This window comes from Mesorhizobium norvegicum (genome assembly GCF_004919685.1).
Taxonomy (GTDB): domain Bacteria; phylum Pseudomonadota; class Alphaproteobacteria; order Rhizobiales; family Rhizobiaceae; genus Mesorhizobium; species Mesorhizobium norvegicum.
In genome coordinates, this window is sequence record NZ_SMYZ01000135.1 from 1 (window position 1) to 18,509 (window position 18,509).

At 59.5% G+C, this 18,509-nt stretch carries 13 protein-coding genes and 2 pseudogenes; 7 read left to right on the forward strand and 8 right to left on the reverse strand.

From position 1 onward, the window contains the following. Nucleotides 1-1,008 (forward strand): chaperonin GroEL (gene groEL, locus FCU66_RS38075; RefSeq protein WP_136625495.1); only part of this gene is annotated, 1,008 nt, incomplete at its 5' end. 600 nt (nt 1,009-1,608) lie between these two features. Here the strand turns inward: groEL and FCU66_RS38080 are convergent. From FCU66_RS38080 to FCU66_RS38090, 3 genes are all read right to left on the reverse strand, one after another. Beyond that, entirely contained in the window at nt 1,609-2,256 is a 648-nt protein-coding gene (locus FCU66_RS38080) for a ProQ/FINO family protein (protein WP_246094193.1), read from the reverse strand. 543 nt (nt 2,257-2,799) lie between these two features. Next, the gene (locus FCU66_RS42430) at nt 2,800-2,991 is read right to left on the reverse strand and encodes a hypothetical protein (protein ID WP_097572428.1); all 192 of its coding nucleotides are present in this window, start codon (nt 2,989-2,991) and stop codon (nt 2,800-2,802) included. Nucleotides 2,992-4,981: 1,990 nt separating this feature from the next. Next, nucleotides 4,982-5,152, reverse strand: coding sequence for a Tn3 family transposase (locus tag FCU66_RS38090; RefSeq protein ID WP_425462890.1), 171 nt, complete (start codon nt 5,150-5,152; stop codon nt 4,982-4,984). 507 nt (nt 5,153-5,659) lie between these two features. On the opposite strand from FCU66_RS38090, the gene FCU66_RS38095 reads away from it, so the two are divergent. The 6 genes from FCU66_RS38095 to FCU66_RS38120 all read left to right on the forward strand — a co-directional run bounded on the left by FCU66_RS38095 (nt 5,660) and on the right by FCU66_RS38120 (nt 12,016). After that, a complete protein-coding gene (locus FCU66_RS38095) occupies nt 5,660-7,081 on the forward strand; it encodes an alpha,alpha-trehalose-phosphate synthase (UDP-forming) (RefSeq protein ID WP_246094194.1) in 1,422 nt (473 codons plus the stop codon). Nucleotides 7,082-7,560: 479 nt separating this feature from the next. Further along, nucleotides 7,561-8,514, forward strand: coding sequence for a LysR family transcriptional regulator (locus FCU66_RS38100; protein ID WP_246094195.1), 954 nt, complete (start codon nt 7,561-7,563; stop codon nt 8,512-8,514). A 134-nt stretch (nt 8,515-8,648) separates the two neighbouring features. Next, a complete protein-coding gene (locus FCU66_RS38105) occupies nt 8,649-9,482 on the forward strand; it encodes a helix-turn-helix domain-containing protein (protein WP_246094196.1) in 834 nt (277 codons plus the stop codon). Nucleotides 9,483-9,614: 132 nt separating this feature from the next. Beyond that, complete coding sequence (locus tag FCU66_RS38110) at nt 9,615-10,490, forward strand: hypothetical protein (RefSeq protein ID WP_136620922.1); 876 nt, start codon at nt 9,615-9,617, stop codon at nt 10,488-10,490. A 137-nt stretch (nt 10,491-10,627) separates the two neighbouring features. Further along, entirely contained in the window at nt 10,628-11,200 is a 573-nt protein-coding gene (locus FCU66_RS38115; protein WP_136620921.1) for a glutamate acetyltransferase, read from the forward strand. A 117-nt stretch (nt 11,201-11,317) separates the two neighbouring features. Beyond that, on the forward strand, nt 11,318-12,016 hold the full coding sequence (locus FCU66_RS38120) for a glycoside hydrolase domain-containing protein (RefSeq protein WP_136620920.1): 699 nt from the start codon (nt 11,318-11,320) through the stop codon (nt 12,014-12,016). Between the two features lie 430 nt (nt 12,017-12,446). On the opposite strand, the gene FCU66_RS38125 is transcribed toward FCU66_RS38120, so the two are convergent. The 5 genes and pseudogenes from FCU66_RS38125 to FCU66_RS41495 all read right to left on the reverse strand — a co-directional run bounded on the left by FCU66_RS38125 (nt 12,447) and on the right by FCU66_RS41495 (nt 18,304). Beyond that, nucleotides 12,447-13,475: a type III secretion protein gene (locus tag FCU66_RS38125; RefSeq protein WP_181956589.1), complete on the reverse strand. Its 1,029-nt coding sequence runs from the start codon at nt 13,473-13,475 to the stop codon at nt 12,447-12,449. Nucleotides 13,476-13,980: 505 nt separating this feature from the next. Continuing rightward, nucleotides 13,981-14,179, reverse strand: a pseudogene (locus FCU66_RS38135) (type IV secretory system conjugative DNA transfer family protein); the annotation flags it as partial. A gap of 919 nt (nt 14,180-15,098) precedes the next feature. Beyond that, a pseudogene (locus tag FCU66_RS38145) lies at nt 15,099-15,368 on the reverse strand (OB-fold nucleic acid binding domain-containing protein); the annotation flags it as partial. Between the two features lie 306 nt (nt 15,369-15,674). Beyond that, entirely contained in the window at nt 15,675-17,594 is a 1,920-nt protein-coding gene (locus FCU66_RS38150) for a potassium transporter Kup (RefSeq protein ID WP_136620917.1), read from the reverse strand. Nucleotides 17,595-18,133: 539 nt separating this feature from the next. Beyond that, a complete protein-coding gene (locus FCU66_RS41495) occupies nt 18,134-18,304 on the reverse strand; it encodes a hypothetical protein (RefSeq protein ID WP_168992076.1) in 171 nt (56 codons plus the stop codon). Nucleotides 18,305-18,509 lie beyond the last annotated feature (205 nt).

Sequence of the window (18,509 nt, forward strand, 5' to 3'; positions counted from 1 at the left end):
GACGTCTACATCCTGCTGCACGAGAAGAAGCTCTCCAACCTGCAGGCCATGCTGCCGGTTCTCGAAGCCGTCGTGCAGACCTCGAAGCCGCTGCTCATCATCTCGGAAGACGTCGAAGGCGAGGCTCTGGCCACGCTGGTCGTCAACAAGCTGCGCGGCGGCCTGAAGATCGCCGCCGTCAAGGCGCCGGGCTTCGGTGATCGCCGCAAGGCCATGCTGGAAGACATCGCCATCCTCACCGGTGGCCAGGTCATCTCGGAAGACCTCGGCATCAAGCTTGAGAACGTCGGCCTCGACATGCTCGGCCGCGCCAAGAAGGTGTCGATCTCCAAGGAGAACACCACCATCGTCGACGGTGCCGGCAAGAAGGCCGAGATCCAGGGCCGCGTTGCCCAGATCAAGCAGCAGATCGAAGAGACCACGTCGGACTACGACAAGGAGAAGCTGCAGGAACGTCTCGCGAAGCTCGCGGGCGGCGTTGCGGTGATCCGCGTCGGCGGTGCGACGGAAGTCGAAGTCAAGGAAAAGAAGGACCGCGTCGATGACGCCCTCAACGCGACCCGTGCGGCCGTCGAAGAAGGCATCGTTCCCGGCGGCGGCGTTGCCCTGCTGCGCGCTTCGCTTAGCATCAACGCTGTCGGCGCCAATGCCGACCAGACCGCCGGCATCAACATCGTTCGTCGTGCACTGCAGGCTCCGGCCCGCCAGATCGCTGCCAACGCCGGTGCGGAAGCTTCGATCGTTGCCGGCAAGATCCTTGAGAACAAGGGCGCGACCTTCGGCTACAACGCCCAGACCGGCGAATATGGCGACATGATCGCCATGGGCATCGTTGATCCGGTCAAGGTCGTGCGCACGGCTCTCCAGGACGCGGCCTCGGTCGCCGGCCTGCTGGTCACCACCGAAGCCATGATCGCGGAGGCTCCGAAGAAGGAGTCGGCTGGCGGCGGCATGCCTGCCGGCATGGCTGGCGGCGGCATGGGTGGTATGGGCGGCATGGATTTCTAAGGTCCACGCACCTCAACAATCTCGAGGGCGGCAGCGATGCCGCCCTTTTCCTTGAAGTCGGATCCGGCCGGAAATGTTCGGCGCGTACACCGACCGTATGGCCGTAGTAGCGCTGGTCGTGAAAGCTGGACTAGAAGCGAGCGCGGGCACGGATACGGCGGAGAGCCGCTGGCGTCGGGGCTTCGAAGACAATCAACGATTCGAACCCTTCCATGAGTATGAGGGAGCGGTGGCGAAAACGTGCAATCGGCCTAGATAATGTTCGCACCTCCCCAAGTCGCCGAGAGCATGAGGCAGCAGCGGCCCCTTGCCGTCGAGATCAAACAGAAGCGTGGGCTCGTGAAGCGGCCACAGTCAATCTGGGCCGGCATCGACCTAACTGCCATCCCGAACGATAGAGGTCGCGGCGGTGGCCAGACCGACCATCGGAATAGCATCCGGCCTTCGTTCATCCCGAAGAAGGGTTGACCGACCACTCCGTTTCGCCAGCGCGAATGCGGCAGCTCCATTGCGATCGCGGCAATTCGGATTGGCGCGGGGCGCCATGTGCTCCGACCCTGAGGGCTGTCCCGGTCGGCACGAGCTATCGCTCAGCGGCGATCAAGTCATCGGTTTTCGGAATGACCGGCGACGCTTCGTCTCAACGATTATGCCGGTCGGGCTGTCGGCCGTATTCTTCGCCTTGAACACGGCGGTTCGCTTCGGTTTTGGTTTGGGTGGCGCTTGAGGCTCTGCCCTTGGCTCCGGCGTTTGCTTGCCCTTTTGTTTGTCCTTGCGGGAGCAAAGCAAAGCCTTGGCGGTCACCGCGTCCGCATCCGAGACCACGCCGGCCGGCTTGCCATCGAGATTGACCCGTGCGGCGCCGGCATCCAGTCTCGCCAAGTATTTGGCCATCTTGGTATACGCCAGCAGGGCTCTCCTCAATTCATCATCGGACAGTTCGCCGTCGAGCACCCGAATGTCATGATGGATGCCGATCTTCAGCGGTCTGGGCGCTTTCGGATTGAAGGCCGCCGGCCACTTGGCCGACAGATAGCGGAAAAGCTGTGCAGGCGATTTGCCTTGGCTACGGCTCAACATCATAAGCCTCGCCCCATTGTTTTCGTTTCCAATTCGGACCTTCCTAGCACTGATATATGCAATGATTATGGAAAAATGGGCATTCGCCCCGCAGGGCAAAGCAGCGGGCGCCTCCTCATTCGGACACGCGAAGTGCCTGGTGGGCCGAGCAGGATCGGCACCAATCACGCCGAGCCGTCCCGATAGAGTTCACAGCCATACATCAGGGTCGGTGGAATGCTGTTCCCCAATATCTCCGCCAGCCCATTGACCCTTGGCAGCGCATCTGAAACGCCGGCAGCGACAACTCGACGGCTCTCCGCGGAGGCCGTCGGGTAGTAGGAGCCGAAACCGTCGCGGCTCCTCACCCGTTCGGCCGTTCCGTCGTACAAGGGCGTCGCGTAGCGCGAAAGCTAATCAGGCGACCGTTCCGTGATCTCGGCCGGATCGACGCCGCCCTTGGACAGGAAGGCAGGCGAATGGCTGGCAAAAAGCGTTCGGCCGCAACCCGGCGTCGATCACCAGGAACCTGGCGCGGACGCGGCGGAACTTCCGGGCGGCGGCCATTCCGGAATAGCTGCCGCCGATGACAATAGGCGCAGCGAAATTCAGAAGGTTGTGGGCGACAGGCTTCGGACTCCCATTCGATTGCCGACTCGGCTCATGCCTTGACGGGCAATATTCTGAGGATGTTTGCACATCACGTTCATGGTTGCCACCATGGAGATCGCCTCAGAAGCGGCGCCCAATCGGAAACATTAACACCTCCGCGTTTTGGCTCGGCTGCTTGAACTCCTCGACGGCAACTGCCTCAATTAGCAGATCCAAGGCTTCGCGCCCCCTCTGGCTCATCGGGTCATCGCCTCGCAGGTAATGATACGCTCGATCTAGGTGCACTCGCGCGGCGGAAAAATCGCTTGTCATATGACCCTCTCAGTTGCCGCCCGCGTTAGCCGTCTACGAGGTGAGGGTCACGCAATCGTCAATATCCACAGACGGATTTGATTTAAATCGCAGATGATCCGGGAGTAACCAAACACCGGTTGTATGCGAGAGCCCCTGATTGCGTCACCCTGGCCCGGTTGACTCTGCAATAGGGTTACCACAAGCCTTGCCAATGTGTCCCCAGCATCATCCATAAGCCGTCCCGAGTTTTTGACCTGTCGAGCCATGGCACGCGCAGGCTTGCGGCGGCAATCAGCCGGATGGCGAAGATCGCGGCGAAGGCGGCAGCAAATCGGAAGCAGACTCCCGTTTGTGCGGTCGGGCATTGATTCCTAGATAGGAAATTCCGCCATTACATCTCGCTGATGGGACAGCTTGCGAACGCAAATGCAGCGCGCCCTCTTGACTGACACCCTAAACGGCGAAATCGTCATCCAGTGACCCATGAACGCAATAACGCCGGCACATTGTCCGGGACATATGGGTTAGTCCCGGCGCCAAGAGACCTATGTGGTCGCTCTTCTCGCCGAATAGAAGCTGAGGAATGCCGCGCAGTTAACGGCTCGTTAATCATGCGGGGCGTAGCCAAGAAGCGTCACATCACCTACCCAATCACATGTGACCTTAAAGACCCGGCACCCAGATTGTGCCGAGTCTTTTTGTTAGGGTAGCCTGATCCAATTGAGCGGGTCAGGAATAATGTCGGAGTGCGGGGATCAGGAAGCTTCTTAGGCCGGTCACCGACTTCATAAAGCCGACTGGAGCTGCAACCACTTGACTAGGAATGCCCTGCGAGCTTGACGGTGTCAGGCCCGGAACGCGCCTTGTTGGCCGTGTGCCAGTCCCTGACCGACAGCGGATTGCGACATGCAACTTCTCCACACCGGAGGTAACCGTGGCGAAAGTGCCGGCGCGTGAGCGCCAGGGAAGGCTGGTTAAAGAGCCGGCCCGCTTGCAGGAATCGAACTCATGGCTGACCGAAGCCTCCGCATCCTCGAGGCCCATTGCTTGGCGGACGCCATTGGCGTTCTGCGTTCTGTCTTATCGCTGTGCCATTTGCCGCACAGGATGCCCGTAACGACATTGTTTCCCGCGTGAGGTGAAGCGATGCGAGCAGGGTAGAGTGACGCGCGGCAGGGAGGGCAGGAGGCCCTAGCAAAGGCTGAAACTCGGTGAGAAATGATCCACCGGCACCTGCACGGATCACCTCGCAAAAGTGGAGGGTGGGACCTGGAATCAAGCTGACATTGCGAGATTTCGCGGCCATGGCGGCTTCGCTGTTTGCTGTCCGCGGGGGCGAGGCGCATTAGATGGGCCAGCGGCGGATGCACGCGAACCGCGGGGATGACGAACACGACCTTCGCTGGCTAGGACTGCGGCACCGCGAACCCAATGTTGGAGGCTCAACGCCGCTCGATCTGGCGAGGCACGGCGGTCGATGCGGCCCGTAGAACCCGCGCTACCGCGAGGCGCTGCCATCTCGACATAGGAGCTGCTGACTTGCAGAACACTGCACTATCTGCGAACGAACGCATCGCGACATGCCCCCCTGTAACCGCTTCCGCGCTGTTCTTGATTGACCAGGTGCAGTTCGACGCAGGGCGGCTAGCGCTCGGCCGATGTGTCGGGCGCCAGCAAAGTTGAAATGTTGCATGGCCGTGGGGACGGCCACAACGAGAGAGCCCGATCGGGCGTCACCTGGTCGGGATTGCCAGCCCGACCAGGTACCGTTCAGTCAGGCACCCCTCGGCTTAGAGAGCCGCCGCTATGAACTAGCTTCGTTGGCCGGGGCCGGCTGCAGCGGGATCGCTAAGCATCGTGACGACGTCAGCGATAGGATTCTTGTCACTCTCCGTCAGCCGCAGATCGACGTCCGCGAACGGCGCGCCCGACTTCCGGTAGGGACGCCTGAGTGGGTGCTTGCTCAGGCCGGGTGGAACCGGCGGCCTGCCGGGTTTGCGACCGCGTTTCACATAGCCGTTGCTCTGAGCGCCATCAAGGACGACCGGGCCTGAGATCGCCGGCGCAATGCGGGACTCGAATAGCATTCGATCATGGAGAGCGACCGCTCGACGCGGCCGAGTTCCCGAAGAGTTTGCCCAGTTGGCTTTCCTTCCGGTGATGCCGAGAGCTTCTTCAAATCGTCGAGGGCACAACCGCACCGGTGTTGATCGATGCCCGCCAGATGAAGGTCGATTTCCAGCTTGCGCAGGAAGGCAATCCGTTCGGTCAGCCGGCCAGGTTTGAGGCACCAGGCGCGTCCGCCGCCGATCGCAGCCAATGAAAGCGTGTCTGGCCAAATGGTCGGGGTCGCGGCGTTGAATTTCGGCTTTGACCGACACCCAACCCACGCCGACGGTTACAAGAGCGCGGGCGGGGAAAATTGGGAGGTTGATGCGCTCATCGCGAGCCGGGGGCGCCGGTCTGCCAAACTAGTGGTCGTAGGGAATCGGGTCCACGCTCTCGGTTAAAAACTTAGGAGAAACATGATCCAAAAACCGAAGCTTTGCGAGCTCAGTTCCTGTCCCGCTTAGTGCCTATTTGTGTGCGCTATTCTACCATACGCCTAATGAGATTGTCCCACCTGATGACCGTCACTAACTTGGCAGAGATCGAAGCCAAAAGCTGACAGGCAACAGGAGTGACCATGAAAAACATTATGAGTGTTGGGGACGGTGGAGACGGCAGACTGGTCATTGTCTCCAACAGGGTTGCGTTGCCCGACGAGCACGGGTCACTGCCCCCGGGCGGGATGGCCATTGCGCTGAACGCCGCGCTCCAGCAACGAGGCGGGCTTTGGATGGGCTGGTCGGGGAAGGTGAAAACCGAGAAGAACCAGGTGTCACCGACCATGCAGGAGGCCAACGGCATCACCTATGCCCTTGCGGATCTCTCGCAGAAGGATCTGGACGAATATTACTACGGCTTCGCCAACAGGGTTCTTTGGCCGGTCTTCCACTGCCGTGTCGACCTCGCCGAATACAACGACGCTAGAAAGTCAGGATACTACCGCGTCAACCGACTCTTCGCAGAGTCTTTGATGCCGCTCCACCGCGAGGACGACGTCATATGGGTGCAGGATTATCACCTGATCCCTCTAGGGAAAGAACTGCGCGAACGCGGCTGCCGCAACCGGATCGGCTTTTTCCTGCACATACCATGGCCGCCGGCGGACATCCTCGCCACCGTGCCGCTCTGCGAAGAATTACTGGAAGCGCTTTCGTTCTATGACCTTGTCGGCTTTCAAACCGACGACGATCTTGACAACTTCGCCGAATGTCTACGCCGCCGAAACTTAGGGCGTCTCATGAAAGACCGTAGCTGCCTGGTCAAAGGGCGGGAGTTTCGCTGCGGGGTTTTTCCAATCGGTATCGACACGGCCAAGTTCGAGAGCCTCGCAGAGCTAGCGACGCGCGACGGGGATCTGCAGGAAGTTTACAAGAGGACTGCTGGCTGTGACGTCGCCATTGGTGTCGACCGATTGGATTATTCCAAGGGCATCGATCAGCGCATCGTGGCGTTTCGCCATTTCCTTGATCGTAACAGCCATCGCGTCCGCAAGACGCTACTGCTGCAGATTACCCCGAAATCCCGCGGGGAAATACCGGCCTATCTGGCGCTGCAAAAGCGCATCGCCGAACTGGTGGGAGGTGTCAATGGGGAACTTGGAACCATCGATTGGGTACCAGTACACTACACCAATCGTTCCCATGGCCCGCTGCAACTGGCCGGCCTCTATCGACTGGCACGCGTTGGCCTGGTGACGCCGCTCCGCGACGGCATGAATCTGGTGGCGAAGGAATACGTGGCTGCGCAAGACCCAAGCAATCCGGGCGTCCTCGTGCTCTCGCAATTTGCCGGCGCCGCTGGCGAATTGGAGGGAGCGGTGCTTGTCAATCCCTATGACCCAGAGGCTGTGGCGGCCTCCACGGAACAGGCATTTCGCATGTCGCCAGACGAACGGAAAGACCGTTGGAAGGCAATGAAGCACAGTCTCATCGGGCATGATGTCTATCGATGGTGCGACGGCTTTCTCGCCAAGCTCGAGGCGGCGGACTTGCCAGCATGAGGCTGATCGCGACCAATTGGATCAGGGCAGCATTCCGGCCTCGCCGAGGCGTGGTTAATGTGCTGTGGTGGATGGCGATGACCGCAGGCCAACCACCCAGTTGGGTTGTAGCCGATTATGCTGGCACGGGAGCGAAGAACTCGCGGCTGCGGTCACACATCAAACTAGTTTGGCCGATCCGCGCAAGAGGGCTCTCGTCCCCGGCTCCGTCGGCGTCGAGTATTCGACTGTCATCGCTTCGCTGACGAGACCCCGTGTATTGAATATGTCGACCACCAGGTTGGCGACATTGCTGATGGGTTAAGCAGCATCGACCTACACCGCACGCCAGATCTCAAGACGTAGCATGAGCACATTCCACATTAAAACAAGAGGAAAAAGACATGGGTGAGCTCTCTTGCAGTCGGCAGCTTTCTTCAAACACGCGTGAGCGGCCACGACCGATAGTCGAGGGCGCTCGCGCCCCACGGCCACAGCAAATGTTGGCATCCATTGACCTGAATTTACTGGTGTCTCTTGAGGCGCTGCTGGAGCACCGCAACGTCACGCATGCGGCTCGGCACGTGCGCTTGAGCCAACCGTCGATGAGCCGAGCGTTGACAAGGCTGCGTGGCATTTTCAATGACGATCTTTTGGTTCGAGGCTCGAGCGGCTTGGTCCCGACGCCGCAGGCCGAACGGTTGGCCCAAATGCTGCCGCCGGTGTTGGATGCGCTCCGCGGGATGGTAAACCGCCAGGGGGAATGGCGATCAAAGACAATAATGGCGATACCCGACCATCAAGCCCTGATCTTGCTGCCGCCTCTCCTACCCCTGCTACGCGAGCACGCGCCTAATCTCGACATCGTCACCGGCTCGTTTCTAACTGGCGCGCTCCGGCGGCTTGAACAAGGCGAGATCGATCTGGCCGTTGGGCAGACCGGTGGCACGCCACCGGGCTTCTTTCGGCGCAGGCTCTATACTGACCGCTTCGCGTGCCTGCTACGTTGCGACCACCCAGCCCTGGCGCAGGAATGGACGATGGAGGCCTTCGCTGCCCTTCGCCACGCCGCCATTGACTCGGATTCGAAGGACGGCTTCGGCCGGGTGCATGACGATCTGGCCAATTTACACCTCCAAGATCGCGATCCCGTGCTGGTTTCCAACCTCCTGACGGCCGCTGTGGCCATCGCGGCGACCGATCTGGTGCTGATTGTACCACACCGCGTCGCCACACGGATCGCCGCCTTGCTCCCCCTAGCGATTGTCGATCCGCCGGTGGAACTGTCGCCTTACGAGGTTGCGCTGATTTGGCACGAGCGTTGCCATCGCGACCCAGAGCATCACTGGCTGCGCCACAAGATTGCCGCCGCAGCGGCGGCGGGAACAGAGCTGGCGCATCCATCGAAAATGAGAGGGCAAACGGCTGATGCTTCGCCAAGGGAAGAAGCGTGATGCGATCAAAGTCTGGCACTATCCTCAGGACCGAGCCAGTGCATTACCCCCCCTCCTCCATCGAGACGCGATGCTGGTTCCGCTGTCCCAACTCAGTGAAACCGACGCGCGCTGACTTCGAGCGAGCATCTACTGTGAAGAAGGCATTCACACTTACAGCCAACTACACAAACCAAGACCCTCCTTCTTCGACCGCCGTTCGGCCGCGTCAAGGCTTTCGCAGGCAGGGTGTGGTGCATGCATCGATTCTGGCCGCGTATCTTGGCCCGGACCCTTTGGCAGGTAAGTGTTTGGCACAAATTGCGAGTTCTCGGATCTTCGGCAATCTGCCCAACGAAGCGCGGCAGATCGATATCCTTGAGCACCGTTTGTTGCGGCTGGGGCACTGCGCGAAAATCGTCATCATCGATTGCCGCGAACCGGAGCAACATGGGTACGGTCATGCGAAGCTCTCTTTCGGACTGGTGCAACTAGCCCTGGTTTCCGAAGACAGGCTGGACCGAGAGGCGGTTTTCTCCGACGGGTATTCCGATTACCTGTTGTGGCCACTGATCGAGCAGGAAGTTGTAAGCAGACTGATCGCCTGCGTCGCTCAGATCGCGCGGCGTTCTGGACCGCTATTCTTCTCAGCCGACCCCCTCGTTCAGAAGGCGTGCGATCTGCTGGCACAGCGAGTCGATCAGCAGATCGCCCTCAGCGAACTGGCGCGCATAGCCGGGACTAATAAGACAACGCTCGTCAACCGCTTCGAGGCTGCCTTTGGCTGCGGGCCTATGACCTGGCTACGGCACTATCGGATGATGGAGGCTGCCGCCCGCTTGCGAAGCGGGCATGAAAGCGTGGCCGAGGTCGCTGAATCCTTAGGCTACGAAAACAGCAACAATTTCTCCACGGCGTTCAAAGCGATCCATGGGCTCCCGCCGCTGCGCTATCGCAAAATGGCGGCGCGCAGAGAAAGGTCTGCCTGACGCAAAGGTGGGGATCGGAACAAACTGTTATACAGCCAGTGAAGACACGCGAAGATCACCTGATACTCAAGCGCTTACGCACGCCAGGCACTTTGCGACTTTCACAGCAACGCTCAGAAAAGGAAGATAAGCATGTTGAACGCGGTCGCAGCGCATTTTCAAGGGCATGAACAGAGCTATTCGGACAAGAACTATGAGGCGGCGAGCGCGTTTTTCGGCGCCAAGTCCCTTCTTTTGGCCCAGCCAGGTGCTGCGCGCCCCAGTAACGACACGATCGCCAACGATCAAGGGACAGTACAGTTTCACCTCATTGGTCAGAAGACCGATGACCCGGCGTACAGCTGCATCATGAAAGAAAATCAGGACAACCTTCTGGCTATAGGAGGACTCATTCACGACTACATGCATACCCATTATCCTAAGGTTGATGCGGAAAAACTTGACATCAACACGTGGACGAACGTTGTGGGCAACATTCCCGATCTTTCGATGGGAGCGCAAAAACAGAAAGGTTACTCAAACAAGTTTGCTGGCACCTCCGTTTCAGCCACGTTCCTCTCCTTGATCGCGAAGGCGATCGTCACTGACGGGGCGTCTCTGCTAACGGATTTCGAGTCCTTCCTCACTGAGATGGGCAACCTGGCCTTCAGCGCCAACAGCAAGTCGCAGCAGTACAAGGCTCTGACATGCACCTACCAAAGCTACCTTCTCGATAACGGGGCAGGCGGATACTACGACTACGGAGCAATTGTTCTTCGAGAAGTCACGTTCAAGGAGTACTTCCTTGATCTAAAATCTTCGTGCTCATCGACACGATATGTCAACGTCGACCTACGTTATAGCGAGGTTACCAATATCGTTCAGACCCGCCGGATCCGCAACGGCGGCCCCGATTACAAAAACTTCCAGGAGATCGTGAATAAGAACGCCACCGAGCAGTTTGTGAATGCCAAGAACTTCTTTAATGGTGGCTCGACCCCGCAACAAGACATCACGCCCAAGGTCTGATCCTCATGATTGGTCTCAAAAGCAGCAGCGCACCAGCCGACGGTGTCAATTCGAAGAAACCTCGCCAGCGTCATAGATCAGGTCCGGCTGACAGCGGTGCCGACGAACTCCGGCCCCGCTTCTATAAGAAACCAACTATGAACCCCATCGCAGAAACAACTGCGGGCCTCTTCCTGGTAATCGGCGCCCATAGCAGCGGCCCCCTCGAAGCGGAGAGGATTTGCTCAGGCTTGATCCGGAAACTGTCCGAAGGCTCAATTCTGAACTTGGATCCTGATATCTGGCAGAATGCGATGCAGATGGTGCCGAACCAGGTGGAGGCCGCCACGGCTTCGACGACCCTGAACCGCACGATGGCCGTTGCGGATTTGCCAAGTACCCTCGCGTCAATTTGCGCCGATGCTGCCGACGGCGACAAAGCAGGCGTCGATCTGGCGAAGCCCATCAGTGTCTATCTGAGCAGATACGGCGAACCGACTGCATTCAACTGCTTCATCCTGGATCAATCCGACTCCGCGAAAATCTATTTATCTTTAACCTGCCTTGCCGTTTTCGATGGTGGAAGCCCTGGCAGTTTCGCCGTCACCTCAACATTGCTGAAGGCGTGCCTGAATCTGTCAAACAAGGATACGCTGTCCACTATCGCGCAGGTTTTCGGCCGCTTCGGCCCGCCGAGCGACTCACCTTACTACCTGCGCGTCTTGCCCTAATCCGTATGCCAGACGTTACATTCAGCCAGAAGGAGCAGCACGCTCGTTGAATATGTGAATACCGCAGATTTCGTCAGCGGAGCGAAGTCGGTGGTGCGCTTTGTAGCGGGAAAGCCCATGCCCTATCATGAAGACTTCGCGAAGGCGGACGGATGGTCCGCAGCGGATGTCAGCGTCCGTCTCAACAATGCGCCAGGCCGGAAATTTCTCACTTTCTTGCGAAGATCGGGGGTGACCACGGTCATTCGGTATTACGCGAGTTCCGCGAGGCCAAAAACCATCACACCAGTGGAGGCCAAACTACTATCTGGGCACGGTTTCGGAATTCTACCGATTTTCCAGGACAGCAGCCGCCATATTTCCAATTTCTCGAGCCCGATCGGTACTGCAAATGCAAGGAGTGCCATGGGGTTCGCAAAGCGCGTCGGCCAGCCGAAAGATAGAGGCAGTACGATTTTTTTCGCCGTCGATTTGGACTATCCGGCTACGCAGATCGATGGCCCTATCCTCGCCTACTTCCACGCGATTAAAGAGGAGATCAACGGCATTTTCGTAGTCGGCGCGTATGGTAGCGGTGCCGTGCTCTCAAAATTATTGGCGGAGGGACTGATCACGGTTCCATGGATATCTATGTCGCCACTGTTTCTTGGAACCGAGCAGTTCTTTTATTCCAACCGATGGTCGATGCGGCAGGTACCTCCAGAGGTTGCCCATGGCTCCTCTGGGGTGGGCTATGACCGCAATATCGTTCGGGTTCCTCGGAGGGAGATCGGGGCCTTCCAAGTTGATGAGTCGGGCGAAGGCTCGCTGGCCTAGGATGGCGAGGGACTCCGGCGAGTAGCGCGGCAAGCTGAAAACGTTGTCGCGTTTATGTTCGTAGAGGTCTCCGACGTCAACGGCGAGTGTAAGGTTGTTCGCGGTATCTCGCAAATCGTCTCTCCACGCGCTCGCCCCGCTACAATCGAGCGGTGCGGCCGCCATCATCATCCCCGGAAGTACCTGCAGCGCCGTCCACCCACGCCCAACCGGCGGCCGACATTGGGCACCAGTACCACGCCGACGTCGTGCGATGTCGCCGCTCGACAGATCGATGCCGGAGCGGGTGGTGTGATGCTTGGTCGCACCACCCGGCAGACGTGTTTCTGAAAGTTACCCTAAGGCAGGTACATCAACGGCCAGCGCATTGGAAACGGCAACGCTGTGAACGGAATTCGGGGAGAAGGCGTCACTTACCATGGCCGAGACCTCAACGGCCGGAGCGATCTCTGCTTCTGGAGGCAGCCATTAGATCCTCGCGGGCGTGATTATAGGGGTGACTTAGGGACTGCCCGATTTCACCACCCCGCCGCAGCTGTTGACGGGAGGTTTGCGCGCCTGTCGCACGGACTTCAGCTTGAAGACCTGCTATGTGGCCGTCCAGATTGGCATTCCATGCATGCTGCGGCGGAGGCATGTGCGGCAAGATATCTTGCATGCCGGGAACTGCGTGAGCTTGGGCCTGTTGATTTGCGTCGAACTGGTGATACACCGCCAATTCCGGCGGCGCGACAGGAGGCCGGGGCAGCGAGTCCAGTTGGTTGGCGGCCACCAGAACTGATTCCACTGCGTCTTGGTGCGTGCGCGAGGAAGGATCCATTCCGTAGGCTTCCTGAATCATCAGTGATGCGATTTCCCTTTGTTGGCCTTCAGGAATACGGGACAATGCGTTGCGTACACTATCGGCGAACTCGGGTGAGATCACCTGTACTTCTGCATATTTCTTCCACGATACGGGTGCGTTTTGCTTCCGGCGCAAATCGTTGGCAGTTTGTTCATTTGTGTCCGGATGCGCGAACGGAATCAACCCCTCAACACGGTTTTTCAGGAATTCGGCGGTGCTTTTGTCCATCGACCAATGACCTTCCTTGACCGGCACTCCGCTCCATGCGCTGTCCTTCAACCGAACAGCGGGACCGTTGGCCCAGGCATCCATAACCACGGTCGACCTCGGGTCGCGGCTTCCGCGCCGCAGTTCGTTCCAAATGTGACCCGTCTTGACTGGGATCTCATCACCTTGGTCGGTTATCTCTTTCATTGACACGGAAGCACTAGAGGTCATACTCCGCTCGTCGGCCGCCATGTGTGGGGCGTGGACGATAGCGGAAAGGGGAGCGGTCTGATTGCAGCACGCCGCTCCCATGACTACGGCCACTGCAACCTTAATGTTGTCGTCTGCTCCCATCATTGCAACCGACGATCCGATGCTGTTGTGGCCGTGAGAGGGAATGTCGTCCACCTTAACGTTTCCCCGGCCATGCTTGAGCAGCAGGCGGACGTCGTGAACTGTTTGCCCCGCTGTCGCGAGTCTTATCGGGCTGGTGACATCGTCACCGACGACACACGCTCCCACATGATAGGCGGCCTGCTGGATCTGATGTGGCTCCAGAGGCGCATCTCCGCCCCGTCGCAACCTGTCGGCAGGCGTGCCCAGGGAGACCCTCAGCGCTGATATGCTGCTCTCAAAGCCCGACGCCGTGGATTCTCGCGGCGACTGTCGAGTCGATCCGGAGGATTTGGAGATGCAAATTCCCATAGCCGTTCACCTGTAGTGGAGTTTGTGATCGCCGAGGGACGGGATAAGCGAGACGGGCGCTTAACCGTCAGTGTCATCTGGATGACTCATGCTAGGCGGGTTGGCTTACGACAAGCTGACGGGCACCGTAGACTTAACGCTGTGAAAACGGGCACCGTAACGTTAACCGGGCATCGATCAAAATGTGGGATGTGGCGGCATGACCATTCGGAGTCTCGTCATCGGCAGTGGCCATGAACACTTGCAGGCCGGTATTGCCGAGAAAATTCTGCTTGCCAGCCTCGCCTTATCAGTGCCGAGAGGCTCTGGATGATGAGCCTGAAGCAACCCTTGTAGCCCGCGATGGTCGTAATTGCGGTCTCGATCGCCTCCAGCTTACCCAAGTGCTTGAATTCATAGAGCACAAAGAAGTGCAACGTCCTGAACTGCACGTCGCGGTTGCCTCTCGGCGGATTTGAAGCTCCCGAGATCGCTTGCTGTATCGCGCGGGTTAGCCGTTACTAACCGTTCTGCAACATGGTCAATGGCCCGTCTGGAAGGCCGAGGTGGTTACGGCGTTCGTCGGCCCTCCTCCCGTCGCGGGATGAACTTCCAGCTGCACGTGTCCGTTTGCTATCGCGATCCATTGCTCAGCTTCCAAAGTCGTTTCTGTACCCCATGAGGTTACCACCCAAGCATGATCTGCTAAACCAATATGGTGTTACACTTGTAGTCTCGCAGAGGCTTCTCCTAGCTCTCTGGGTCACGCCGAGAGCCGTAACCAGATCAGATTTTCCGGGCGGAGGGGTTTGCGGCGAGCGCGTTCGTGATTCACCATTTTGCGGACGCTACCACCGACTGATTCGCTTGAAGGCCTGTCGCTTGCTCAGCTCCGCGGGCCGTTTGCTGCGCTGATCGGCATAGTGCGCGGTCTTCAAGGCCGGGTCGAGAGCCTTGAGATCGAGAACCAGGCGCTGCGCGCCGAGATCCAGACCCTCATGGATCGCCCTCCGGACAAGCCGACCAAGCCGACCAAGCCGTCGGAATGGGCAACGCAGCCGGCATCTGGCAAGGGGAAGCGACGCCGTCGCGGCGCAAAGCGCGACGGCGGTCGCGTGAGCCGCGAGGTGACGGTTGCGGTGAGCGCTCCTGCGGGCTCACGCTTCAAGGGATACGAGACGATCCTGGTGCGCGATCTGGTTCTGTCGGATGTGATGCGCTATCGCCGGGAGTGCTGGGTGACACCGAGCGGCGAGAGGCTCGTGGCGCCGCTGCCGGCGGGGATTGTTGGCGGCTGGGCGCGAACCTGCGCCGCTTCATCCTGGCCTGTCACATTCAGCGGCAGGTGTGGGCGACGAGATGCACCACCTCCCCTTCTCGCTGGATACGACCGCGTACGCCGAGCATGGCCGACGAGAGAAGCGCGCGTCGGAATTTCTCGAAGATCTTGACCCAGACGACGATGTTTGCCGCGCCCGTCTCATCCTCCATGGTGAGGAACATGAAGCCTCTGGCCGAGCCCGGCCGCTGCCGGACCAGCACCAGGCCGGCGGCCTCGAGCCAGCTTCTGTCTCGCGCCTGCATGGCTTCCTGACAGGTCACGATGCGGCGCCGGTTAGGCGGCACGCCGATTTTGGTAACGCTTGCCTGTGAACTGAAAGATTGAAGGTCGGACTTGCGGCACATCGATTACGTTCAAATGAATAAGTTGCTGCCCGGCGAGGTCGTTTCAGTGCATCTCGACTGGTGGGTCGGCAAGACAATGGGGAACGGGAATGATCGCAGGCGTAAAGGGACGGCTTTGGGGCCGGAAGCTTCGGGCCTGGAACACGACCCCAGTTGGGCGCAAGCATCGTGGCCTCCGCCCGGTCAGGCATTCACCGGCTCGGAAAATGCCAATTGATTCTGCTCAACCGGACATGCCTAAACGGCCACCTGCGTCCCGATCTCGACCACACGTCCGGTCGGGATCTGGAAATACTCCGTCGCATCGGCTGCCGTGCGCGCCAGTCCGATGAACAGCTTGTCCTGCCACACCGGCATGCCGGAATAGGGCGACGCCTTGAGCGAGCGCCGCGACAGGAAGAAGGACGTGGTCATGATATCAAACTTCCAGCCCTGCTTGCGGCAGATCGCCAGCGCACGCGGAATGTTGGGCTGTTCCATATAGCCGAAGGTCAGCGTCACCCGCATGAACAGCTCGTTGACCGTCTCCATCTTGACCCGGTCGCTGTCCGGCACCACCGGCTGCGGCGCCGTCACCACCGAAAGGATGACGTTCTGCTCGTGCAGCACCTTGTAGTGCTTCAGGCTGTGCATCAGCGCGGTCGGCGCGCTGAGCGGATCGCTGGTCAGGAACACCGCAGTGCCCGACACCAGATGCGGCTTCTTCTTCAGCAGATTGCCGGCAAGGAAATCCAGCGGGATCTCGTTCCGGCGCGTCTTTTCGAACAAATAGCGGGTGCCGCGGATCCAGGTCCACATGGTGAGCACAATAACTGCGGCAATGGCAAGCGAGGACCAGCCCCCTTCAAACACCTTGACTATGTTGGCCGCAAAGAAGCCGGTATCGACGAAGGCGAACAACGCCATCAAGGAGACCGCGACGCCGACCGGCCACTTCCAGATGCGCGTCATCACAATAAAAAGCAGTATGTTCGTCACCAGCATGTTGCCGGTTACCGAAATACCGTAGGCCGAGGCCAGTCTGCTCGATTCACCGAAGCCGACCACCAGCAGCATCACCACCAGCGCCAGCAGCAGGTTGACGCGCGGCAGGTAGATTTGGCCCGACTGTTTTTCCGACGTATGCAGGATCACGAAACGCGGCAGCATGTTGAGCTGCACCGCTTGTCTGGTCAGCGAGAAGGCGCCGGAGATCACCGCCTGGCTGGCGATCACAGTCGCCGCCGTCGCCAGCACCACCATCGGGATAAGCATCCAGCCTTCGTTCATCTCGAAGAAGGGATGACCGACGACACCGCCATTCGCCAGCACGAAGGCACCTTGCCCGACATAGTTGAGCAACAGGCAAGGAAACACGATTGCCAGCCAGGCAAGCACGATCGGCTTGCGCCCGAAATGGCCGAGGTCGGCATAGAGCGCCTCAGCGCCGGTGACGGCGAGAAAAACCGCACCAACCGTGACGAAGGCGACTTCGGGCGAGTTGACCAGGAACGACACGATGTAATGCGGGCTGATGGCCAGCAGGATTTCCGGGTCGTCCATGATGTGGTTGAGGCCAGAAAGGCCGATGGCCAGGAACCACAGCGCGGTAGCGGGCCCGAACACCAATCCTACGCCGCCGGTGCCAAACCGCTGTACCGCAAACACAATCGCCAGGATGGCCAGTGTCAGCGGCACCACATAGGGCTGGAATGTCGGCGTGACGACATTCATACCTTCGACCGCCGACAGTACCGAGATTGCCGGCGTAATCACTGCGTCGCCGAAAAAAAGCGCCGCGCCGACGATGCCGATGCCGAGGATCACCGCCGAGCGGGTCGGGAAACTGTTGCGCGCCAGCGCGACAAGCGACAGCACTCCGCCCTCGCCTCGATTGTCGGCGCGGAGCACGAACATGATGTATTTGATCGTCACGGTGATCGTCAGCGACCAGATGATCAGCGACAGCACGCCGAGGATGTCGCCACGGTTGGCGACGTTGCCACCGGCTGATGCATGCAACGCTTCGCGGAATGCATAGATCGGGCTCGTGCCGATATCGCCGTAAACGACACCGAGTGCCCCCAGCATCAGAACCTTGGTGCTGTGCTGTTCAATCTCAGAATGGCTCGATTGTTCGACGGGTTCTGCCTCACTACCAGTATTGGTAAGGGCCATGGGCGACACTCCGGTAAGCGCGCGGTGCTCTACGCTTGCTGCACTGCAATATCAAGTGCCGCAACGTAATGTCTGCCGGCATCGCCTATCGTTGCTCGCCTTGGCAGACTCGCCAGCCCTCGGCCACAGTGCCCCCCGCGATGCGACCGATGGCGACCAGGGTGTCGGGGCGCATAAGGATGGCGGTTTCCTGATGCCGTTGCTCCAGTGTGATCGCACCGTTGCTGCGTAAGCTATTTACATGCTCGATCCCAGCGAGACGTGGCCAACTCGAACGCAGGGCCAAGCCGCTCACCGGCCGCACTTTGCGGCGCAGATAACGATTCGATCTCCGCGGCGAGATGCTGGTTGAAGAAGCCACCAAGCTTGTCGAAGGGCACACGGTCGTAATATCGACATGCCAGCACCCGAACCCAGACAAGCTCCTTCGGCTTCGCTGCTCGCGCCACGAACAACCCGATCTTCTCTGCGAAGGGGGCGCCGTAATCCTTCAGGTCGAAGCCAAACGGGAGCGTGACGTATACTACACAGGCGAAGGGCTAGGAGGCGGGTTCGGTGAGGAACGGCATGGTGTCCACGCCGTCTCCTGGAAAGACAGAGGAATGCGGATGGTTCTCGAAAAGGCCGGCGGCGGCCTCGATGGCGGAGAAGATGCCGAGCTCGCAGTTGTCGCTGTTAGTAACCGATATGATAATGACGGTGCCATCCAATCGCCGCTGGAGATGAGTGATTTTCGGCGTATGGTGCGACCATCCGGGACAGGGGCACCCGGGAGCACGCCAAGTGCGGGCAGGCCGATGTATTCGATGAGCTGCCAGCTCGCGTTAGTAGCTGGCCGCCCCTGCGACCTGCCCTTGCGCCGAGAGCGCGGATCCGTAGGTGTCGCGTCGCCCGCCGGCTCCCGACTGTTTGAGG